We start from the raw sequence: 22227 nt of genomic DNA, 5'->3' as shown, positions 1-22227 counted from the left end.
CGTTACGCAGATGCGATTATGATAATCTAATCACAAAATATGCATAAAAAATCAGTCAATAGCAACTGAAAATCACCGTTTCAAAAAGTTGGCCAGCAATTGATGGCCCTGCTCGCTGAGGATGCTTTCCGGATGAAACTGCACGCCCTCGAGATCCCATTCGCGGTGACGGATCCCCATAATCTCACCGCTGGCGCTGCGGGCAGTGACGTTAAACTCGGACGGGAGCGTCGGCGGGTCAATCACCAGCGAGTGATAGCGGGTCACCGTCAGGGGATTATTCAGCCCCTGAAACACCCCTTCGCCGTTATGCTCGATAAGCGAGGTTTTGCCATGCATCACCTGGGCCGCCCGCACGATAGTCGCGCCAAACGCCTGGGCGATCGCCTGATGCCCGAGACAGACGCCCAGCAGCGGCGTTTTCCCCGCATAGTGGCGGATAACCGCGAGGGAAATCCCCGCCTCATCCGGCGTGCAGGGGCCTGGCGAGATCACGATTTTCTCCGGCGCCAGCGCCGCTATCTCCTCCAGCGTCAACGCATCGTTGCGCCTGACCAGTACTTCCGCCCCCAGTTCGCAGAAGTACTGATACAGATTCCAGGTGAAAGAGTCATAGTTATCGATAAGCAGGATCATAGCGGCTCCGGAACAATCAAAACCGGGCTATTCTACTCAGATTCCCGCGCTTCGCTTACCACTTTGCGAAAGATCGCCACCAGCGGGGCCAGATCGCCCATCGCGCTCTGCTGGCAGGCCGCACTCCAGCCGGCGGGGTCAACGTCACGCCAGTTAAGAAGGTAGCCGGCATGTATCGCCAGCTGTTCAAAGAAAATACGCTGGGTCAGGCCATTGCCAAGACGAAAAGGGTGCAGCACATTAATTTCACCATAGAACCAGCTCAGGCGTTCGATGAAGGTATCGCGCGGCAGGCCATTGAGATAATCCTCCTGCTCAAGGGCCTGCATCAGGGCATTCCCCTCCTCCTCGATCCGGGCAAAGTGGCAGAACGGCGTATCGCCCAGGTAGAGGTTCACTTCACGCAAGCAGCCCGCCCAGTCAAACAGATCCTGATACAACTGATGATGAATAGCGCACAGATAGGGTAAGCCGCGCACCCGCGGGCCCAGCGGCAGAGTGGCCGCCCGCAGCGCTGTCATCTCAAAGGCGGCCTGCTGCAGATTTTTAGCCTGGCGGATGCCGAGACGGTTGCGCAGTACGTTCAGCGCCGGATAAAGGTAAGGATCGCGTTCATCGCCGAATTTATCGCTCATACTCCCTCCGCAACGTCGCCAGACGCGCCAGCGCCTCTTCGGCAGTCAGCGTAACCAGCGGCACCGTCACGCCTTCAAGGCGACGGCTGGCCTGAAAATTGGTATTGCGTGTCTGTTCCCAGAGTCGGGATTTTTGCTTATCGGTGAGTGGACGCATCGTCGCCCCCCTTATCGTCCCCTGTGTGCCACAAGTATAAGCAGCAATTTCAGGTTATGCCGGGAGGCGACCGGGCGCGGCGATAGACCACCGCGCCGCGGGAGGATTAGGGCAGCACTTTCGCAGAGAGGATAACGACCGGTTTGGTCGGCACATTCTGGTACGGACCAACGTTATGGGTCTGGACCTGGGAGATCTTATCCGCAACATCCATCCCCTTCACCACTTTGCCGAATACCGCATAGCCAAAGTCGCGCTGGCCATGGTCGAGGAAGGCGTTATCCGCCACGTTGATGAAGAACTGACTGGTGGCGCTATCCTGATCGGCGGTACGCGCCATCGCGATGGTGCCGCGGGTGTTGCGCAGGCCGTTGTCTGCTTCATTCTTGATCGGCGGGTTAGGCTGCTTCTGCTGCATCTGTTCGTTAAAGCCGCCGCCCTGCACCATGAATCCCGGGATCACGCGGTGAAAGGTGGTGTTGTTGTAGAAGCCGCTGTTGACGTACTTCAGGAAGTTATCCACGGAAATCGGGGCTTTCTGGCTGTTTAACTCAAGCTCAATGTTACCTGCCGAAGTGGTCAGCAGCACATGCGGATCGCCCTTTGCCGCCATGGCCGGGGAGAACGCTGAAATAGCGAAAACGGCAGCCATCGCCGCCAGTGTTGATTTGAGCATGGAAATTCCTTAACGGAGCAGAATAAAAGCGAGTGCCTTGATTCTAAAGAGCCTTTGCATCCTGGGCCAGCCTTTTACCAAATTTTACTTAGCTGTAATAATTGTAACCGCGCAAACGATCTCCTTTGCAGCGAACAAGCGTGATGCAGATCACATTAAAACATGCAAAAGATAACCCATTTCACAATAAACATTTAATTACATCACCTGAACGAATAAAATCTGTCCGCCCGGCGCAGCGTCAACGCGCTTTACCTTTCTATTCACAGGCCAGTCATGACTAACAGCAACCGTATTAAGCTCACATGGATCAGCTTCTTCTCCTACGCCCTGACCGGCGCGTTGGTGATCGTCACCGGGATGGTGATGGGTAACATTGCGGATTATTTCCATCTGCCCGTTTCCAGTATGAGCAACACCTTTACCTTTCTGAACGCCGGTATTCTTATCTCCATCTTCCTCAATGCCTGGCTGATGGAAATCGTGCCGCTGAAAACTCAGCTGCGCTTTGGCTTTATTTTGATGGTGCTGGCGGTGGCCGGCCTGATGCTCAGCCACAGCCTGGCGCTGTTCTCCGCGTCAATGTTCGTTCTTGGCCTGGTGAGCGGGATCACCATGTCGATCGGGACCTTCCTGATCACCCATATGTATGAAGGCCGTCAGCGCGGGGCGCGTCTGCTGTTTACCGACTCCTTCTTTAGCATGGCGGGCATGATTTTCCCGATGATCGCCGCCGTCCTGCTGGCGCGCAGCATCGAGTGGTACTGGGTCTACGCCTGTATTGGTCTGGTGTATGTCGCTATTTTCGTCCTGACTTTCGGCTGTGATTTCCCGGTGCTGGGCAAAAAAGCCCAGAGTGAAAACAGCCAGCCGGTGGTGAAAGAGAAGTGGGGCATTGGCGTACTGTTCCTCTCCGTTGCGGCGCTGTGCTACATCCTCGGTCAGCTGGGCTTTATCTCCTGGGTACCGGAATATGCGAAGAGCCTGGGCATGAGCCTCGGCGACGCCGGTAAACTGGTGAGCGATTTCTGGATGTCCTACATGATCGGCATGTGGTCATTCAGCTTCATCCTGCGCTTCTTCGACCTGCAGCGTATCTTAACCGTCCTCGCCGGGCTCGCGACGGTGCTGATGTACCTGTTTATCAATGGTTCGCCGGAGCATATGCCGTGGTTTATTCTGACCCTGGGCTTCTTCTCCAGCGCCATTTACACCTCGATCATTACGCTCGGTTCGCAGCAGACGCGGGTCGCTTCGCCGAAGCTGGTGAACTTTATCCTCACCTGCGGCACCATCGGCACCATGCTCACTTTCGTGGTCACCGGCCCGATTGTGGCGGCCAGCGGTCCCCTGGCCGCGCTGCACACCGCTAACGGCCTCTATGCCGTGGTATTCGTAATGTGCTTTATCCTCGGCTTCGTCTCCCGTCATCGCCAGAACAACGCTCAGGCGGCGTCTCACTAAGCCTTCGGCCCCTTTGCATCCGCAAGGGGGCTGTTCCTCATAAAAGAAAGCTCCTCGCCACCGCGGTCAGTTTGGATCCAGCTTTGCGCCGGCTGGGTGGTCGCGATCACCCTTCCCTGGCGAATTGACCAGCGCACCGGCACCTGGCAGCGGACGGCCTCAAAGCCATTCTCCGCCGGGAGAATGATCAGGTTAGCCGGGTTGCCGCTGACAATGCCGTAATCCTCGAGGCCAAACGTGCGGGCGCTGTTGTCAGTGATAAGCTGCAAGCCGTCGTTGATCTGCTGGTAGCCCATCAGCTGGCAAACATGGAGCCCCATATGCAGGACCTGCAGCATATTGCCGGTCCCCAGCGGGTACCACGGGTCAAAGACGTCATCATGACCAAAGCAAACGTTGATCCCCGCCGCCAACAGCTCCTTCACCCGGGTAATGCCCCGTCGCTTCGGGTAGTCGTCAAACCGGCCCTGCAGATGAATATTCACCAGCGGATTGGCGACAAAGTTGATGCCGGAGAGCTTAAGCAAGCGGAACAGACGCGAGGTATAAGCGCCATTATAGGAGTGCATAGCGGTGGTATGGCTGGCCGTTACCCGCGGCCCTATCCCCGCTTTCAGCGCCAGCGCGGCAACGGTTTCAACAAAGCGCGACTGCTCATCGTCAATTTCATCGCAGTGAATATCCAGTGGGCGGTCATATTGCTGCGCCAGACGGAAGGCGATATGCAGCGATTCCACACCATATTCACGGGTGAACTCAAAATGCGGGATCGCCCCGACGACGTCCGCCCCCAGCTTGAGGGCCTCCTCCAGCAGCGCCTCGCCGTTGGGGTAAGAGAGGATCCCCTCCTGTGGAAAAGCGACAATCTGTAACTCGACCCATGGCGCCACCTCCTGTTTGACCTCCAGCATCGCCTTCAGCGCCGTTAACGTGGGATCGGAAACATCGACATGAGTGCGGACAAACTGCACGCCATTGGCGATCTGCCACTTCAGGGTTTTCCACGCCCGGGCTTTGACGTCCTCATGGCTGAGCAGCGCTTTCCGCTCCGCCCAGCGCTCAATCCCCTCGAACAGAGTACCGGACTGATTCCAGTTCGGCTCGCCGGCCGTCTGGGTGGTATCCAGATGGATATGCGGCTCGATAAAAGGCGGGATCGCTAGCCCGCCGCGAGCGTTCAATACCTCATAGCTTTCATCGTGCGCCTCCCCCATCGGCGTGATCGCGCCAAAGCGGCCCTTATCAATGGCTATTTGCCACAGGCCGTCGCGGTCTGCCAGGCGTACGTTCTGAATCAACCAAAGCGGCGCTGCTGTCATATCACCCTCTCTATTCAATACGGCTTGTTTTCTGTCTAACCCCAATCGCGGCTTACCCAATTCTTGTACACAAAATCAGCAAAAAGGAAAAGTCAGCGTTTTCCATGACTTATAAAAATACTGACAAATCAAACGCATACCCATTAAGTGGTAGGTGAAGTTGTCATTGATTTGCATCAATAAGCCTGATGGCTGAATCGTTAAGGTAGGCGGTAATAGAAAAGAAATCGAGGCAAAAATGAGCAAAGTCAGAATCGCTATTATCGGTAACGGCATGGTTGGCCATCGCTTTATCGAAGAGCTTCTCGATAAGGCGCCTGCCGGACAGTTCGACATTACCGTGTTCTGTGAAGAACCGCGTATCGCCTACGACCGCGTCCACCTGTCGTCTTATTTCTCCCATCACACTGCGGAAGAACTGTCGCTGGTACGCGAAGGTTTCTATGAGAAACACGGCGTCAAGGTGCTGGTCGGCGAACGGGCGATCACCATCAACCGCCAGGAGAAAGTGATCCACTCCAGCGCCGGGCGTACCGTGTTCTACGACAAGCTGATTATGGCGACCGGCTCATACCCGTGGATCCCGCCGATTAAAGGCGCGGAAACCCAGGATTGCTTCGTCTATCGCACTATTGAAGATCTTAACGCCATCGAATCCTGCGCCCGCCGCAGCAAACGCGGCGCGGTAGTCGGCGGCGGCCTGCTCGGCCTGGAAGCGGCCGGCGCGTTGAAAAACCTCGGCGTGGAAACCCATGTTATCGAATTCGCGCCGATGCTGATGGCCGAACAGCTCGACCAGATGGGCGGCGAGCAGTTGCGGCGCAAAATCGAAAGCATGGGCGTGAAAGTTCACACCAGCAAAAACACCAAAGAGATTGTTCAGCAGGGCACCGAGGCGCGCAAAACCATGCACTTCGCCGACGGTAGCGAGCTGCAGGTCGATTTCATCGTCTTCTCAACCGGGATCCGCCCGCGCGATAAGCTGGCCACCCAGTGCGGGCTGGCGGTCGCCCAGCGCGGCGGCATCATGGTCAACGATAGCTGCCAGACCTCCGATCCGGATATCTATGCCATCGGGGAATGCGCCAGCTGGAACAACCGCGTCTACGGTCTGGTCGCCCCCGGCTATAAAATGGCCCAGGTGGCCGTCGACCATCTCCTCGGCAGTGAAAATAGCTTCACCGGCGCCGACCTCAGCGCCAAGCTGAAGCTGTTGGGTGTGGACGTGGGCGGGATCGGCGATGCCCACGGCCGCACGCCGGGCGCCCGTAGCTACGTCTATCTCGACGAAAGCAAAGAAGTTTATAAGCGCCTGATCGTCAGCGCCGACAACAAAACGCTGCTCGGCGCGGTGCTGGTCGGCGATACCAGCGACTACGGCAATCTGCTGCAGCTGGTGCTCAACGCCATCGAGCTGCCGGAAAACCCGGATTCGCTGATCCTCCCGGCCCACGCCGGCAGCGGCAAGCCGTCCATCGGCGTGGATAAACTGCCGGACAGCGCGCAGATCTGTTCCTGCTTCGACGTCAGCAAAGGCGACCTGATCGCCGCTATCAATAAAGGCTGCCACACCGTGGCGGCGCTGAAAGCGGAAACCAAAGCCGGGACCGGCTGCGGGGGCTGTATTCCGCTGGTCACTCAGGTGCTCAACGCCGAGCTGGCGAAACAGGGCATCGAGGTCAACAACAATCTGTGCGAACACTTCGCCTACTCTCGCCAGGAACTGTTCCACCTGATCCGCGTGGAAGGCATCAAAACCTTCGACGAGCTGCTGGAAAAACACGGTCAGGGCTACGGCTGTGAAGTCTGTAAGCCGACCGTCGGTTCCCTGCTGGCCTCCTGCTGGAATGAGTACATCCTCAAGCCGCAGCACACGCCGCTGCAGGACAGCAACGACAACTTCCTCGCCAACATTCAGAAAGATGGTACCTATTCGGTGATCCCGCGCTCAGCTGGCGGCGAAATCACGCCGGAAGGGCTGGTCGCCGTGGGCCGTATCGCGCGTGAATTCAATCTGTACACCAAAATCACCGGCTCTCAGCGCATCGGCCTGTTTGGCGCGCAGAAAGACGACCTGCCGGAGATCTGGCGGCAGCTGATTGAAGCGGGATTCGAAACCGGCCATGCGTACGCCAAAGCGTTACGTATGGCGAAAACCTGCGTCGGCAGTACCTGGTGCCGCTACGGCGTTGGCGACAGCGTCGGCTTCGGCGTAGAACTGGAAAACCGCTACAAAGGCATCCGCACCCCGCACAAAATGAAGTTCGGCGTCTCCGGCTGCACCCGCGAATGTGCCGAGGCTCAGGGCAAAGACGTCGGGATCATCGCCACCGAGAAAGGCTGGAACCTGTACGTGTGCGGTAACGGCGGGATGAAACCGCGCCACGCCGATCTACTGGCCGCGGACCTCGATCGCGAGACGCTCATCAAATATCTCGACCGCTTTATGATGTTCTACATCCGCACCGCCGATAAGCTGACCCGCACTGCCCCGTGGCTGGACAATATGGAAGGCGGTATCGACTATCTGCGCAGCGTCATCATCGATGACAAGCTCGGTCTGAACGACCATCTGGAAGAAGAGCTGGCTCGCCTGCGCGCCGCCTTCGCCTGCGAGTGGACCGAGACCGTCAACAACCCGGCGGCGCAGACCCGCTTCAAACACTTTATCAATAGCGACCAGCGCGACCCGAACGTTCAGGTGGTGCCCGAACGTGACCAGCACCGCCCGGCCACGCCGTATGAGCGTATCCCGGTTACTCTGGTGGAGGAAAAAGCATGAGCCAGTGGGTAAATATCTGCAGCATCGACGACATCCTGCCGGCCACCGGCGTCTGCGCCCTGCTCGGTCAGCAGCAGGTGGCGATCTTCCGTCCCTACCATGACGACAGGGTATTCGCCATCAGCAACATTGATCCGTTCTTCAACGCCAGCGTGCTGTCTCGCGGGATTATCGCCGAGCATGACGGCGCGCTATGGGTCGCCAGCCCGCTGAAAAAACAGCGCTTCCGCCTGAGCGACGGCCTGTGCATGGAAGATGCCAGCCACTCTATCGCCCGCTTCGACGCCCGCGTGAAAGACGGACACGTTCAGCTTAAAGCGTAAGTCCTTCTCCCTCCCCCCGGCCACGGGGGGAGATATAAGTAACAGTTCTGACCGACAGCGCATGAGTGCGGGATATGTCGCATGTTTTGTATTACCTTTGCTGCTATTCTACGACCACTCGTTTTCTACCCCTTATTTTTATGAGGTTATTCTGTGGATCACTTACCCATATTCTGCCAGTTGCGCCAGCGCGATTGTTTACTGGTTGGCGGCGGGGATGTCGCCGAACGCAAAGCCCGTCTGCTGCTGGATGCTGGCGCTAACGTCACGGTCAATGCGCTCGACTTCACGCCCCAGTTTCAGGTGTGGGCTGATTCACAGATGCTAACTCTGGTGCAGGGGGAGTTTATCCCCTCGCTGCTGGATAACTGCTGGCTGGCCATCGCCGCTACTGATGATGAGACGGTCAACCAGCAGGTTAGCGAGGCGGCCGAAGCGCGGCGTATCTTCTGTAACGTGGTGGATGCCCCGCGCCAGGCCAGCTTTATCATGCCGTCGATCATCGATCGCTCGCCGCTGATGGTCGCCGTCTCCTCGGGCGGGACATCACCGGTTCTGGCGCGCCTGCTGCGCGAGAAACTGGAGTCAATTCTGCCCCTGCATCTCGGCCAGCTGGCCCGCTATGCCGGCCATCTGCGCGCGCGGGTTAAGCAGCAGTTTGCCACCGTAGGCGAGCGTCGCCGCTTCTGGGAGAAGCTGTTTGTGAACGACCGTCTGGCGCAGTCGCTGGCTAATGACGATCGGCAGGCAGTCGCGGATACCACTGAGCAGTTGCTGACGGAGCCGTTGGAGCATCGCGGCGAGGTGGTGCTGGTTGGCGCCGGCCCCGGTGACGCCGGGCTGCTCACGCTCAAAGGCCTGCAGCAGATCCAGCAGGCTGACGTGGTGGTCTATGATCGGCTGGTCTCCGATGACATCATGAATCTGGTACGCCGCGATGCCGATCGGGTATTCGTCGGCAAGCGCTCAGGCTACCACTGCGTCCCGCAGGAGGAGATCAACCAGATCCTGCTGCGCGAAGCGCAAAAAGGAAGACGCGTGGTCCGGCTGAAAGGCGGCGATCCCTTTATCTTTGGCCGCGGGGGGGAAGAGCTGGAGACGCTTTGCGAGGCGGGCATCCCCTTCTCCGTTGTGCCTGGAATTACCGCCGCCTCCGGCTGCTCCGCTTATTCGGGGATCCCCTTGACCCACCGCGATTTCGCGCAGGGCGTCCGCCTGGTCACTGGCCACCTGAAAACCGGCGGCGAGCTGGACTGGGCGAACCTGGCGGTGGAGAAGCAAACCCTGGTGTTCTACATGGGTCTGAACCAGGCGCCGGCGATCCGCGAGAAGCTTATCGCTCACGGCATGGCTGAAGATATGCCCGCCGCCATCGTCGAGAACGGCACCGCTGTGACGCAAAAAGTGGTCAGCGGCACCTTAGGACAACTGGATATTCTGGCGCAGCAGATGGCCAGCCCGGCGCTGATCATCGTCGGCCGCGTGGTCGGTCTGCGGGATAAACTGAACTGGTTTTCGAACCATTAACCTTGCCTCCCATAAAGCGACAGGCATAAAAAAGGGCGGGATAGCATCCCGCCCTTTTAGCTGTTGCGTCGCTTACGGCTTGGCGACAAAGCCAATCGCTTCGTATACCGCTTTCAGGGTTTGAGAAGCCCGCGCGCTGGCCTTTTCCGCGCCGTCTTTCATCACCTGATTGAGAAACGCTTCGTCGTTACGGAAACGGTGATAGCGCTCCTGCAGGTCAATCAGCATGCCCGATACCGCTTCGGCGACTTCGCCTTTCAGGTGGCCATACATTTTGCCTTCAAAATGCTGTTCCAGCTCAGGAATAGTTTTCCCGGTAACCGCGGAGAGGATATCCAGCAGGTTGGAGACGCCCGCTTTCTCTTTCAGATCGTAACGCACTACCGGCGGCTCGTCGGAGTCGGTGACCGCACGTTTAATCTTCTTGACCACCGATTTCGGATCTTCCAGCAGGCCGATGACGTTGTTGCGGTTGTCGTCGGACTTGGACATCTTTTTCGTCGGCTCCAGCAGCGACATCACGCGCGCGCCGGATTTAGGGATAAACGGCTCAGGCACTTTAAAAATATCGCCGTAGATGGCGTTAAAACGCTGGGCGATATCGCGGCTTAGCTCAAGGTGCTGTTTCTGATCTTCGCCCACCGGAACCTGGTTGGTCTGGTACAGCAGAATGTCAGCGGCCATCAGTACCGGATAATCAAACAGACCGGCGTTGATGTTCTCCGCGTAGCGCGCTGACTTGTCTTTAAACTGAGTCATGCGGCTCAGTTCGCCGAAATAGGTGTAGCAGTTCAGCGCCCAGCCTAGCTGGGCATGTTCCGGCACGTGCGACTGCACGAAGATAGTGCTTTTCTGCGGGTCGATGCCGCAGGCCAGATACAGCGCCAGGGTGTCCAGCGTCGCCTTGCGCAGCTGCTGCGGATCCTGGCGCACGGTGATGGCGTGCTGGTCCACGATGCAATAGATGCAGTGGTAATCGTCCTGCATGTTTACCCACTGACGCAGCGCACCCATATAGTTGCCAATGGTCAGTTCACCTGAGGGCTGTGCGCCACTAAAAACGATGGGCTTAGTCATGTTTCAATTCCTGAGTTTCACTGTGCGGTAACCCGAGAGCGGGTAAGAGTTCGTTAAACTGGTCGAAGAGATAGTCCGGCTCGCTCAGCGCAAGCGGTTCACCATAGTTATAACCGTAGGTCAGACCAACAGAGCAGCAGCCTGCCGCTTTGGCCGCCTGAATATCATTGCGCGAATCGCCGACAAACAGCAGCTCGGCTGGAGCCAGAGAGAGCTTTTCCGCCACCAGCAGCAGCGGTTCCGGATGCGGCTTTTTATTCTGCACGTCATCGCCGCCAATCACCACGGTAAAATATTTCGCAATATCGAGCGCGTCCAACAGCGGGGCGACAAACGGCGTCGGCTTATTGGTAACCAGCGCCAGCGGCAGGCCTTTGGCATGCAGCGCGCCGAGCGTATCGGCCACCGCCGGGAACAGGAAACTGCCCTCTTCCGCCGCTTCGGCGTAATAGCGGTCAAACAGTTTACGCAAAATGCGCAGCTGCTCGTCTTGCGGAATATCATGATCGTCGACGGAAGGCTTACCCATCGCCGCACGTAACGTTGCTCGCTCCTGACGAGCCCAGGTAAGCGCCCGCTCCATCAGGACATCGGCGCCGTTACCGATCCAGGTGATAACGCGTTCTTCTCCCGCCACCGGCAGCTCCAGGGCGTACAGGGCGTTATCAACCGCCGAGGTTAGACCCGGCGCGCTGTCCACCAGCGTGCCGTCGAGATCAAATGCGATGCCGCGGATCGCCTGTAATTTATCCATGACTCACCTTCGCTAATTCACTACGCATTTGATCAATGACTTGCTTGTAGTCCGGCTGACCGAAGATCGCCGAACCGGCAACAAACATATCCGCACCCGCCGCGGCGATTTCGCCGATATTGCTGGCTTTCACGCCGCCATCCACTTCGAGGCGGATGTCGTAGCCGGACGCATCGATGCGCTGGCGCACTTCACGCAGTTTATCCAGCGTCTGGGGAATAAAGGACTGGCCGCCAAAGCCCGGGTTAACCGACATCAGCAGGATCACGTCCAGCTTATCCATCACGTAATCGAGGTAGCTCAGCGGCGTCGCCGGGTTAAACACCAGGCCCGCTTTACAGCCGTGCTCTTTGATAAGCTGCAGGCTGCGATCGACGTGTTCGGAGGCTTCCGGATGGAAGGTGATAATGCTGGCGCCGGCTTCGGCAAAATCAGGAATGATGCGGTCGACCGGCTTCACCATCAGGTGAACGTCGATTGGCGCGGTAATACCGTAATTACGCAGTGACTTCAGCACCATCGGGCCAATCGTCAGGTTTGGCACGTAGTGGTTGTCCATCACGTCGAAGTGCACGACATCCGCACCCGCCGCCAGCGCCTTCGCGGTATCCTCACCCAGACGGGCAAAATCAGCCGACAGAATCGAAGGGGCAATCAAATACTGCTTCATCCGCATCTCCTTGAAATTTATTTGGTCTTAGGCGGACGGTAGAGCGCTAATAGCTCGTCCACCTTTTTACGCGTACCACCGTTGCTGCTGATGCTGCGCCGCACCTTCACAATATGCGTTTCTGCCGCGTTTTTATACCATTCCTGCGTCAGCGGCGTGCGGTGGTTGGAAATCAGCACCGGGATGCGCTTTTTCATCAGCGATTCCGCCTTTTGCGCCAGCAGTACCTGTTGTTCCAGGTTGAAACTGTTGGTGTGGTAGGCGGTAAAGTTCGCCGTCGCCGTTAGCGGCGCATAGGGCGGATCGCAATACACCACTGTGCGGCTATCCGCACGTTGCATGCACTCTTCGTAAGATTCGCAGTAAAACTCGGCGTTTTGCGCCTTCTCGGCGAAATGATAGAGCTCAGCTTCGGGGAAATAGGGCTTTTTATAACGGCCAAACGGCACATTGAACTCGCCGCGCAGATTGTAGCGGCACAGGCCATTGTAGCCGTGACGGTTCAAATACAGGAACAGCACCGCGCGACGCAGCGGATCCTGGCTTTGGTTAAATTCATCACGATACAGGTAGTAGCGCTCAGCGACGTTATTTTCCGGGGTAAACATCTCACGGGCGGCGGCGACGTATTCGTCGGTGCGCAGTTTGACGATGTTGTACAGGCCGATTAAGTCACTGTTGATATCCGCGAGGATATAACGAGAAAAGTCGGTATTAAGAAATACCGACCCGGCGCCCACAAAGGGCTCGATCAAGCACTCGCCTTCCGGCAAATGCTTTTTAATATCGTCAAGCAGGGGGAACTTTCCCCCTGCCCACTTCAGAAAAGCGCGATTCTTTTTCATGCTGCCTAACTAATTACACGTTCTCCGGCTGTGGAGAAAGCTCCGACAGCATCCTGCGCTTAAGACTACCCCACGGCATTATTTCAGGTCAGCCTGAACCTGATGCAGCGGTTTTGCCCATGGATTTTTCGCCTGCACGTCCGCCGGCAGCGAGGTGACAGCACGTTTCGCTTCATCTTTCGATGCATAGATACCGCTCACCAGCACGTACCATGGTTGGCCGTTACGCGACGTTTCATAGACAACATATTTATCCAGCTTCTCTTTCTTCGCCCAGTTGTTGAGGTTGTCGTAGTTAGAGGAGCTGCTGAGCTGCAGAGTATAGTGACCCGACGGCGCAGTTTTCATTGAGCTGACGTCACCTGCCGTCTTCCCGGTCTTCGCTGCCGGCGCTGCCGCAGCTGCCGTTGCCGCTGCGGTCGTCGTGGTCGGTTTGCTCTGAGCGGTGGCCACCGGTTTGCTTTCGCTGACGGACGTTTTCGCCGGAGCGGTGGTCGCCGTGCTTTCAACATGCTTCGGCTGGACCGGCTTCGATTCTACCGGCGTTTTCGCCACGGCCTGTGGCTTCGACTGCGGCTTCGCTTCGATAACGGTATGCTTACGTTCAGCCGGACGCGGGGTCGCTGCTGTCTGACGCTCGGTCGCCTGGCGCGGCGCCGCGGTGCCATTGGCGCCATTCCGGATTGGCGCGACGGTAGCCGGTTCAGTCGGCAGCGTCGAGTTAGCCACGGCGCCGTCCAGTTGGCCCTGCTGCTGGGTCAACGCATTGTTCAGATCGCCCTGAACTTCGATACGCTGCTGGCCCTGCGGCGCAACCGCTGCCTGGCCCTGCGTCGGGTTCGCGGCAATAGGCGGTACCGTTACGTCCTGCTGTGAGGTGCTGTTAGCGGCGGCAGTCTGGTCCTGGCCGGCAGCAGGCATGCTGGCGGACTGGTCGTCAGACAGATTAATGCTCTTCTCGCCGGAAGCGGTCTGCTGGCTGGAAGATGATGGCGATTTCAGTGCGGAACCGATGCCCACGATCAACAGCAGCAGCACCAGAATCCCCACACCCATCATGATGTACTGGCGGGAGGCCGGTTTGGCCGGCGCTTTTTTACGCTTGCGCGGACGACGCTCTACAGGCTGCTCTTCGAGCATCTCCTCGTCTTGCGCATCCAGTTCTTCTTCGAACTCTTCCTCTTCACGCTCGCGACGGGCCTTACCAGCGCGCGTCGGACGGCCTTCATCGGCATCAAGATCAACATCGTCAAAATTGATCTGCGGATCGGCATCACGCTCGGAAGACTGACGGGAACGACCAGCACGACGATCGTTGCGATCGGCTTTCATATCGTCTTCTGGTTTGAAATCATCCATTTAACACCCCACTAAAAGGCTTATGCTCACGATTATTGCACATCACCCGAAATGATAACGCCGCGCGAACGCGGCCAGACCTTCTTATTGTTGCGCCTGCTGAGTATCAGCAATCGCGCCAAGAACCACATCGTGCGGCACTCCGCCGCGCAGCTCGCTGCTTCCTATTGCGAGCGGGAGCACCAGCCGCATTTCGCCAGCCAGTACCTTTTTATCGCGCATCATATGGGGCAAATACGCCTGCGCACTCATTTCCTGCGGGCCGCGTACCGGTAAGCCTGCACGCTTGAGCAGATCGATAATGCGCTGAGTATCCTGCGCGCGGAACTGCCCCAGCCGTTCGGACGTGCGTGCCGCCATCACCATACCTGCCGCCACCGCTTCGCCATGCAGCCAGTTACCGTAGCCCATTTCCGCTTCGATAGCATGGCCGAAGGTATGTCCAAGATTGAGTAAAGCACGTAACCCGGTTTCACGCTCGTCGGCTGCCACAACCTCCGCTTTCAGTTCACAGCAGCGGCGAATGCAGTACGCCATGGCGGTATCGTCCAGCGCCAGCAGCGCATCAATGTTGTTTTCCAGCCAGCTGAAGAATTCACCATCCAGGATCACCCCGTACTTGATGACCTCAGCCAGTCCGGAAGCGAGCTCGCGCTTCGGCAGAGTTTTCAGACAGTTAAGATCAACTACCACGGAAACCGGCTGCCAGAAGGCGCCAATCATGTTTTTGCCGAGAGGGTGGTTCACTGCGGTTTTGCCGCCGACCGACGAGTCGACCTGCGACAACAGGGTGGTAGGGACCTGGATGAAACGCACGCCGCGCTGATAGCTTGCCGCGGCGAAACCGGTTAAATCACCGATCACCCCCCCGCCAAGCGCCACCAGAGTGGTGTCGCGGCCATGTGGTTTTTGCAACAGCGCAGTAAACACGGTATCCATCACCGCCAGGCTTTTGTATTGCTCGCCGTCTGGCAGAATGACGCTGTCAACGTTGACCCCTGACTGCTCCAGCGCAGAGCGGACGGTATCCAGATAAAGCGGCGCCAGCGTTTCGTTGGTGACCAGCATAGCCTGGTCGCCCGACTTGAGTGGCAGGAAGGAAGCTGGATCGTTAAACAAACCAGCCGCGATGGTAATCGGGTAACTACGTTCCCCGAGGGTAACAGTAAGCCTCTCCATAACGCGACATCCACCTCAATGACTATTACTCTGACGCACTTTTATTAAGCCAGAATCAGTTGCTTTCCAGCATATGAATAATCTGGTTCGCGACGACTTTCGCACTCTGATCGTCTGTGCGGATAGTCACATCGGCGATCTCTTCATACAGCGGGTTACGCTCGTCAGCCAGCGCTTCCAGCACTTCACGAGGCGGCGCATCGACTTGTAGCAAAGGACGCTTTTTATCGCGCTGCGTACGGGCCAACTGCTTCTCGATCGTAGTTTCCAGGTAGACCACCACGCCGCGGGCGGAGAGACGGTTACGCGTTTCACGGGATTTTACAGAGCCGCCGCCAGTCGCCAGCACAATCCCCTGTTTTTCCGTCAACTCATTGATAATTTTCTCTTCACGGTCGCGGAAGCCTTCTTCGCCTTCAACATCGAAGACCCAGCCCACATCAGCGCCAGTGCGTTTCTCAATCTCTTGATCAGAATCGTAAAATTCCATGTTGAGCTGTTGGGCTAACTGGCGCCCAATAGTGCTTTTGCCGGCACCCATAGGCCCAACCAGAAAGATATTGCGTTTCTCTGCCATTTTTTCGGTACTACTAAGACTATTCGTTAATGATAAACCCGCTTCGCAGACACCCAGCGCCGCAGGGCATGAACTGAAACCTCATATGCAATAGAGCGAGAGTCAGACTAAAAATTATCTCAATACTCCGGCTGGTTTGGCAACTGAATAAAATCGCCGGACAATAAAGGGAGGATTGATGTCGTACCCGACTCTCAAATCGGTACCCCTTGTATGCTAAATCCGTCCTCACGTCAAACACCTGAAACGTGTTTAGCATGAAAAACCTGCTTAACGTACTGCCAGAATCCGTGGCGTAATAAAGACAACCAGTTCGCGACGTTCATTATCTTTCCCGTCACGACGAAACAGACGTCCCAGTACCGGGATATCGCCAAGCAGCGGGACGCTGTCGCGGGCGGTTTTGTTTTTCTGCGAAAAGATGCCGCCCAACGCTAAAGTCTCGCCGCTGCGAACTTCCACCATGGTCTCTATCTCCTGCTTATCGATGGCCAGCGCTTCGCCGTTTTCCTGCTTCAGCACCTGGCCTGGCGTATTCTCGCTTATTCGCAGCTTAAGCCGCACTCTTCCCTGCTGCAGCACCGTCGGCGTGACCTCCATACCCAGCACCGCCTCTTTGAACTCCACCGAAGTGGCGCCGCTTTCGCCACTGGAAACCTGATAGGGGATCTCGCTTCCCTGCTTGATGCTGGCAGGCTGCATGTGGGAGGCCAATAAACGCGGGCTGGCAATAATTTCGACCTGCTGCTTGCGCTCCAGCGCGGATAGCTCCAGCTCAAGCAAGCGACCGTTGATCTTGCCGATGTTAAACCCTGCGCGGGTGCTGGCATCGTTTACCGATACATCGCTGCTTAGGGTGGTGATTTGCCCGGAGCCTGGCGGGCTTCCGGCTTCCGCAAGCCGCCACTTCACCCCCAGCTCACGAAGGCTGGTTTCGCTCATCGACACGATATGGGCGGCCAGCTCCACCTGGCCGACCGGCAGATCCATCTCCTGCGCCCAGGCCTTCAACGCCGGCAGGTGCCGGGCATCATCGCGGATCAGCAGCCGATTAGTCCGTTTGTCCGCCATCAGGTGTCCCCTGGCGCTGAGCAGCTTTCCTCCGCTTTTAGCCAGCTCCTCAGCGTCGGCAAAGTGCAGGGTCACGCTCTCCGCCTGCAGGGGCAGATTCTGCAGGCGTTTCTCCTGTTCGGCTTCACGCTGCGCCTGATTTGCCTTTTGCCAGGCCTGAGTGTGCGCGTAGATGACCGTACCCTGCTGTTGCAAAGAGAGACCCGCGCTATCCGCTACCGCCCGCAGCGCCTGGCTCCAGGGAACCTTCTGCAGACGCAGGGAGAGCGTGCCGCTGACGTCCGGCGCGACGACGAGGTTCTTATGGTTCATTTCGGCCAGGGCTTGCAGCACCTGGGCCACTGGCGCATCGTCAATCACCAGCGAAACCGGTTTATCATTGCGGGCGGCGGGGGCCACCGCCAGCGGCAGCAGCAGAAGCAGCAGGCTTATCCATCGCATCATATTGTTTCCCTTCACGTTGCCAGCGCCACGCTGGCGGTTCACATCCCGAAGACGTGACGATGTCCAGCTCACCGGCCGTCAGCCGGCTCACCCGCCAGCCCGTGGGCAATTGCTCATCCATGCGTACCCGTCGCCACTTTCCGTTCCCATCCTGCAGAAACCCCGTCCAGCCAGCCTCATCCCCAACCGCCCCGCCATAGCGCCATTGCGAAAGCTGCGCCGTGCGGCAGGGATCCTCAACCGGCTGGAAAGGGTCACGCTCGGCTGCCAGCAGCGACAGCGGTAGCCACAGGAAGATCCAGCGTTTACCGCTCATCTTCCGCCTCCAGCAGCAGTCGCAGGCGGAGCGTCTGCGCCTCACGGCCCAGCGAAAACGAACGCGGATTCATCCCGCAGCGCGCCAGCCAGGAAAAAAGCGCGGGTACCGTTGACCAGGACAGGGTCAGCTCCATCTCGCCGCCGCTTCCCTGCGGACGCCAGGCGATAAGCTTCGCTCCGGAGAGCGGAATAGCTATGGGCGAAAATGACTGCGTGTCGATGCGCGCCCCGGGATTTTCCTCGCCGGGGATGCGCAGCGCCATGATCCGCCGCCACTGCGTTTGCAACGCCGCATCATGGGTTACCGCCGCCTGCGGCGGGCGCAGATCGCGCCAGAGCGCCACGCCGCCTCCCGACAGCCCCATTGCGAGCAGGATCGGCAGCCCCGTCCAGGCGCCCCGAAGGTTAATCCGCATCAGCGCGCGCTCCCGTCAGGGTAAAACTGAACTGCCAACGCCCCTCGGCGTCGCGCTGGGTCCCGCCGGCTTTTGCCGGCGCGAATCCCGCGACGCGAGTCAGCGCAGCCTCCACGCTGGTTAGCGCCTGCAGGTTAAGGGCCAGGCCGTCCAGCGTGAGGAGTACGCCCTGGTACTCCAGCCGCGTCAGCCACGCCTGCGCGGGCAGATCTGCCGCCAGCGCCTGCAGCCTGGGTTGCCAGGCGGCGATCGCCGATCTGCGCTGGTACTGCTGGCGCTGCCATTGATGCTGCTGCCACGCCTCACGCATCGCCTGCTCGCGCTGCTTAAGCGAGGCGAGCAGCTGCGCGTCGGCCGTCGTGTGAAGCGTCGCCAGGAAGTCGCGCTGCAGACGCGCCGTTCGGCTCACCAGCAGGCCCATCCCGCCCAGCAGCACAATGCCGATGGTTAACAACAGGACGTAGCGCAGGCGCTGGCGGCGACGCAGGTCGCGCCAGGGAAGAAGATTAACGACATGCGTCATGCCGCCCGCCTCCCAGCGCCAGCCCAAGGGCAATGGCGTAACGATCGCCATCGGCTGGCAGCGGGGGCTGCCGACGGTGAATCACTTGCCAGACATCAAAGCGACTGGCCTCATCGCCCGCGTCAATACACAGGCGCAGCGGAACCTGAAGCTGCCCCGCCAGCTGGCTTAAGGACCCGACATCAGCGCAGGCGTCACTGCCCCAGGCCTCACGGGTCGCCCACAGCCAGTGCTTTTCATCCCGCCACGCCAGGCCCTGGTCTGCCGCAGTCATCCAGGGGAAAAAGGCGCCGAGCGCACTGGCATCCGGTACGATGGCCGCCACCCGCAGCCGCAGCCGCCCTGCCAGCTCCCGCAGAACATTGATATCCAGCCGCTGCGCCGCCGTAACCTGCCAGCCGTCATCCCGCGAGGTGGGCGCATAATCAATACATAGCGCGGAGGCAGGCATTGCCAGCTGCTGGCTCATGGCGCTGGCTACCCACGTCGCCTGTTCCCGCTCCCGCAGGGCGAACTGGGGATACGGAAGACGCTTTTGCAGTGTGCGCACCGCGGGAAAGGCGATACTAACCTGATGCTGCGCCGGTAGCTCCCGCCGCCAGGCGGCCAGCCGCGAACCGAGTGCGCTGACGTCCGCCACCATTCCCTGACGTACCAGCCCCGGCGGCAATGGGATACGCCACCAGCGGCGCAGCGCCCAGTGTGAACGTTCATGCAATAGCGCGACAATGGCAATGCTATCCTGTTGGATATGCATTCCAAGCCGCCAGTTTCTGAAAGCCATGCTTACGATCTCCTTATCCGGCAAAACTGCCCGGCTATATCAATGCACCTGGCTTGCCTTTATACTACCGCGCGTTTGTTTATAAACTGCCCAAATAAAACTAAATGGGAAAACACCGGTGAAGTTCGTAAAGTATCTATTGATCCTTGCAGTCTGTTGCGTACTGCTGGGAGCAGGCTCGATTTTTGGCCTCTACAAATACATAGAGCCGCAACTCCCCGACGTCGCAACCCTGAAGGATGTGCGTTTGCAGATCCCGATGCAGGTCTATAGCGCCGACGGTGAGCTTATTGCGCAGTACGGCGAAAAGCGCCGTATCCCTGTGACGTTGCAGCAAATTCCCCCCGAGCTGGTGAAAGCGTTTATCGCCACCGAAGACAGCCGCTTCTATGAGCACCACGGCGTCGATCCGGTAGGTATTTTCCGCGCCGCCAGCGTGGCGATGTTTTCAGGCCACGCCTCACAGGGCGCCAGCACCATCACCCAGCAGTTAGCGCGTAACTTCTTTCTCAGCCCCGAGAAGACGTTGATGCGTAAGATTAAAGAGGCCTTTCTGGCCATCCGCATCGAGCAGTTGCTGAATAAAGATGAAATCCTTGAGCTGTATCTGAACAAGATCTACCTCGGCTACCGCGCCTATGGCGTCGGCGCCGCGGCGCAGGTCTATTTTGGCAAACCTATCGACCAGCTGACCCTGAGTGAGATGGCGGTGATTGCCGGTCTGCCGAAAGCGCCTTCCACTTTTAACCCGCTCTATTCGATGGATCGCGCGACCGCCCGTCGCAACGTGGTGCTGTCGCGTATGCTGAGCGAAGGGTACATCACCCAGGCGCAATACGATGAGGCGCGCAGCGAACCCATCGACGCCAGCTATCACGCGCCGAAAATCGCCTTCTCCGCCCCTTACCTGAGTGAAATGGTGCGCCAGGAGATGGTGAATCGCTACGGCGAGCAGGCCTACGAAGACGGTTATCGGGTCTATACCACCATTACCCGCAAAAACCAGCAGGCGGCCCAGCAGGCGGTACGCAATAACGTGCTGGATTACGATATGCGTCACGGCTACCGCGGCCCGGCCAGCGTACTGTGGAAAGTCGGTGAAACGCCGTGGGAGACGAAGAAGATCGTCGATTCGCTGAAGCGTCAGTCTGGCTACGGTCCGCTTTTCCCGGCGGTGGTCACCTCCGCGAATGCCCAGGAGGCTGTCGCGCTGTTGGCTAACGGCGACTCCGTTTCGCTGACGATGGAGGGCGTGCGCTGGGCCCGTCGCTTTATCTCTGATACGCAGCAAGGGGCGACCCCGCGTAAAGTCAACGACGTTGTGCAGGCCGGGCAGCAGATCTGGGTACGCAAGGTGGGTGACAGCTGGTGGCTGTCCCAGCTCCCGGACGTCAACTCAGCGCTGGTCTCCATTAACCCGCAAAACGGCGCGATTATTGCCCTTGTCGGCGGGTTTGACTTTAACCAGAGCAAATTCAACCGCGCCACCCAGGCGCTGCGCCAGGTCGGCTCCAACATTAAACCGTTCCTCTATACCGCCGCGATGGATAAAGGCTTAACGCTGGCAAGTATGCTCAACGATGTGCCGATCTCGCGCTGGGATGCGGGCGCAGGTTCCGACTGGCGGCCGAAGAACTCGCCGCCGCAGTATGCCGGTCCGATTCGTTTACGCCAGGGCCTGGGGCAGTCGAAAAACGTGGTGATGGTGCGCGCTATGCGCGCCATGGGCGTAGACTACGCCGCCGAGTATCTGCAGCGCTTTGGCTTCCCGGCGCAGAACATTGTCCACACGGAATCGTTGGCGCTGGGCTCAGCCTCCTTTACGCCCCTGCAGGTCGCTCGCGGTTATTCGGTGATGGCCAACGGCGGCTTCCTGGTCAATCCTTTCTTTATCAGTAAGATTGAGAACGATCAGGGCGGGGTCCTCTTCGAGGAGCGTCCGAAAATTGCCTGTCCGCAGTGTGATTTACCGGTAATTTACGGCGATACGCCAAAATCCAACGTGCTGGAAAACAAGGATGTGGAAGATGTCGCCACCTCCGAGGAACCGCAGAATGGCAACGTGCCGCCGCAGCCGCAGCTGGAGCAGGCCAACCAGTCGCTGGTCGCGCAGAGCGGCGCACAGGAATACGCGCCGCATGTGATTAACACACCGCTGGCCTTCCTGATCAAGAGCGCGCTGAACAGCAACATCTTTGGCGAGCCGGGCTGGATGGGCACCGGCTGGCGCGCCGGACGCGATCTGCAGCGGCATGACATCGGTGGGAAAACCGGGACCACCAACAGCTCGAAGGACGCCTGGTTCTCAGGCTACGGACCGGGCGTGGTGACCTCGGTTTGGATCGGCTTTGACGATCATCGTCGCGATCTTGGCCGGACCACCGCCTCCGGAGCGATTAAAGATCAGATCTCTGGCTATGAAGGCGGTGCCAAAAGCGCCCAGCCGGCCTGGGACAGCTTTATGAAGAGCGTGCTGGAAGGCGTTCCGGAAGAACCGTTAACTCCGCCGCCGGGTATCGTCACGGTGAATATTGACCGCAGCACCGGTCAGTTGGCGAACGGGGGCAATAGCCGGGCGGAGTACTTTATTGAAGGAACCCAGCCCACCCAGCAGGCAGTCCGTGAGGTGGGCACCACCCTGACTGACGGCGGCGGTGAAACCCACGAATTGTTCTGACAAAAAAAGCGCCT

General features: G+C 58.5%; 22 protein-coding genes. 5 read left to right on the top strand and 17 right to left on the bottom strand.

Going from position 1 to position 22227, the window contains the following annotated elements:
• Positions 1-72: 72 nt before the first annotated feature.
• The 4 genes from pabA to ppiA form a co-directional block, all read right to left on the bottom strand.
• Complete coding sequence (pabA, locus tag IB144_RS01870) at positions 73-636, bottom strand: aminodeoxychorismate synthase component 2 (RefSeq protein ID WP_002920229.1); 564 nt, start codon at positions 634-636, stop codon at positions 73-75.
• A 32-nt stretch (positions 637-668) separates the two neighbouring features.
• A complete protein-coding gene (locus tag IB144_RS01865; protein WP_065888631.1) occupies positions 669-1271 on the bottom strand; it encodes a putative adenosine monophosphate-protein transferase Fic in 603 nt (200 codons plus the stop codon).
• Positions 1261-1428, bottom strand: a complete 168-nt coding sequence (locus IB144_RS01860) for a YhfG family protein (protein WP_002920231.1) — start codon at positions 1426-1428, stop codon at positions 1261-1263. Before IB144_RS01860 ends, IB144_RS01865 begins: the two co-directional genes overlap by 11 nt.
• Before the next feature lie 106 nt (positions 1429-1534).
• The gene (gene ppiA, locus IB144_RS01855) at positions 1535-2104 is read right to left on the bottom strand and encodes a peptidylprolyl isomerase A (RefSeq protein ID WP_002920238.1); all 570 of its coding nucleotides are present in this window, start codon (positions 2102-2104) and stop codon (positions 1535-1537) included.
• A gap of 276 nt (positions 2105-2380) precedes the next feature.
• On the opposite strand from ppiA, the gene tsgA reads away from it, so the two are divergent.
• The gene (gene tsgA, locus IB144_RS01850) at positions 2381-3568 is read left to right on the top strand and encodes an MFS transporter TsgA (protein WP_065888630.1); all 1188 of its coding nucleotides are present in this window, start codon (positions 2381-2383) and stop codon (positions 3566-3568) included.
• Here the strand turns inward: tsgA and IB144_RS01845 are convergent.
• Positions 3565-4887 carry a cytosine deaminase gene (locus IB144_RS01845; protein WP_004174045.1) on the bottom strand — a complete coding sequence of 441 codons (1323 nt, stop codon included), beginning with the start codon at positions 4885-4887 and terminating at the stop codon, positions 3565-3567. The two genes, tsgA and IB144_RS01845, sit on opposite strands and share 4 nt — an antisense overlap.
• A 238-nt stretch (positions 4888-5125) precedes the next feature.
• Between IB144_RS01845 and nirB the strand changes: the two genes are divergently transcribed.
• From nirB to cysG, 3 genes are all read left to right on the top strand, one after another.
• Entirely contained in the window at positions 5126-7669 is a 2544-nt protein-coding gene (nirB, locus tag IB144_RS01840; RefSeq protein WP_004889472.1) for a nitrite reductase large subunit NirB, read from the top strand.
• Positions 7666-7992, top strand: a complete 327-nt coding sequence (gene nirD / locus IB144_RS01835; RefSeq protein WP_002920249.1) for a nitrite reductase small subunit NirD — start codon at positions 7666-7668, stop codon at positions 7990-7992. The genes nirB and nirD overlap by 4 nt, the downstream gene beginning before the upstream one ends.
• 153 nt (positions 7993-8145) lie before the next feature.
• Positions 8146-9519: a siroheme synthase CysG gene (gene cysG / locus IB144_RS01830; protein WP_002920252.1), complete on the top strand. Its 1374-nt coding sequence runs from the start codon at positions 8146-8148 to the stop codon at positions 9517-9519.
• Between the two features lie 72 nt (positions 9520-9591).
• Here cysG and trpS read toward each other — a convergent pair whose 3' ends face one another.
• From trpS to IB144_RS01770, 12 genes are all read right to left on the bottom strand, one after another.
• Complete coding sequence (trpS, locus tag IB144_RS01825; protein WP_002920253.1) at positions 9592-10596, bottom strand: tryptophan--tRNA ligase; 1005 nt, start codon at positions 10594-10596, stop codon at positions 9592-9594.
• Entirely contained in the window at positions 10589-11350 is a 762-nt protein-coding gene (gene gph / locus IB144_RS01820) for a phosphoglycolate phosphatase (RefSeq protein ID WP_004188345.1), read from the bottom strand. The genes trpS and gph overlap by 8 nt, the downstream gene beginning before the upstream one ends.
• Positions 11343-12020, bottom strand: a complete 678-nt coding sequence (rpe, locus tag IB144_RS01815; RefSeq protein ID WP_002920259.1) for a ribulose-phosphate 3-epimerase — start codon at positions 12018-12020, stop codon at positions 11343-11345. The genes gph and rpe overlap by 8 nt, the downstream gene beginning before the upstream one ends.
• 17 nt (positions 12021-12037) lie before the next feature.
• Positions 12038-12865: an adenine-specific DNA-methyltransferase gene (gene dam, locus IB144_RS01810; protein WP_002920260.1), complete on the bottom strand. Its 828-nt coding sequence runs from the start codon at positions 12863-12865 to the stop codon at positions 12038-12040.
• A gap of 78 nt (positions 12866-12943) precedes the next feature.
• Positions 12944-14224: a cell division protein DamX gene (gene damX / locus IB144_RS01805; protein WP_032418314.1), complete on the bottom strand. Its 1281-nt coding sequence runs from the start codon at positions 14222-14224 to the stop codon at positions 12944-12946.
• Between the two features lie 84 nt (positions 14225-14308).
• On the bottom strand, positions 14309-15403 hold the full coding sequence (gene aroB, locus IB144_RS01800; RefSeq protein WP_002920264.1) for a 3-dehydroquinate synthase: 1095 nt from the start codon (positions 15401-15403) through the stop codon (positions 14309-14311).
• A gap of 55 nt (positions 15404-15458) precedes the next feature.
• On the bottom strand, positions 15459-15980 hold the full coding sequence (aroK, locus tag IB144_RS01795) for a shikimate kinase AroK (RefSeq protein ID WP_002920267.1): 522 nt from the start codon (positions 15978-15980) through the stop codon (positions 15459-15461).
• A 270-nt stretch (positions 15981-16250) separates the two neighbouring features.
• Positions 16251-17495: a DNA uptake porin HofQ gene (gene hofQ, locus IB144_RS01790; RefSeq protein WP_040210722.1), complete on the bottom strand. Its 1245-nt coding sequence runs from the start codon at positions 17493-17495 to the stop codon at positions 16251-16253.
• Positions 17428-17811, bottom strand: a complete 384-nt coding sequence (locus IB144_RS01785) for a HofP DNA utilization family protein (RefSeq protein WP_064154109.1) — start codon at positions 17809-17811, stop codon at positions 17428-17430. The genes hofQ and IB144_RS01785 overlap by 68 nt, the downstream gene beginning before the upstream one ends.
• Positions 17801-18229, bottom strand: coding sequence for a hypothetical protein (locus IB144_RS01780; RefSeq protein WP_023342278.1), 429 nt, complete (start codon positions 18227-18229; stop codon positions 17801-17803). The genes IB144_RS01785 and IB144_RS01780 overlap by 11 nt, the downstream gene beginning before the upstream one ends.
• A complete protein-coding gene (locus tag IB144_RS01775) occupies positions 18219-18752 on the bottom strand; it encodes a PilN domain-containing protein (RefSeq protein ID WP_040214961.1) in 534 nt (177 codons plus the stop codon). Before IB144_RS01775 ends, IB144_RS01780 begins: the two co-directional genes overlap by 11 nt.
• Positions 18736-19536, bottom strand: coding sequence for a hypothetical protein (locus IB144_RS01770; RefSeq protein ID WP_004872583.1), 801 nt, complete (start codon positions 19534-19536; stop codon positions 18736-18738). Before IB144_RS01770 ends, IB144_RS01775 begins: the two co-directional genes overlap by 17 nt.
• A 118-nt stretch (positions 19537-19654) precedes the next feature.
• Between IB144_RS01770 and mrcA the strand changes: the two genes are divergently transcribed.
• Positions 19655-22213 carry a peptidoglycan glycosyltransferase/peptidoglycan DD-transpeptidase MrcA gene (mrcA, locus tag IB144_RS01765; RefSeq protein ID WP_004174026.1) on the top strand — a complete coding sequence of 853 codons (2559 nt, stop codon included), beginning with the start codon at positions 19655-19657 and terminating at the stop codon, positions 22211-22213.
• Positions 22214-22227: the final 14 nt, after the last annotated feature.

Origin of the sequence: Klebsiella sp. K4, assembly GCF_014596785.2 — a bacterium.
Lineage (GTDB): Bacteria > Pseudomonadota > Gammaproteobacteria > Enterobacterales > Enterobacteriaceae > Klebsiella > Klebsiella pneumoniae.
The sequence above is the reverse complement of the archived record's forward strand: the minus strand, read 5'-3'. Positions and strand labels throughout refer to the sequence as shown.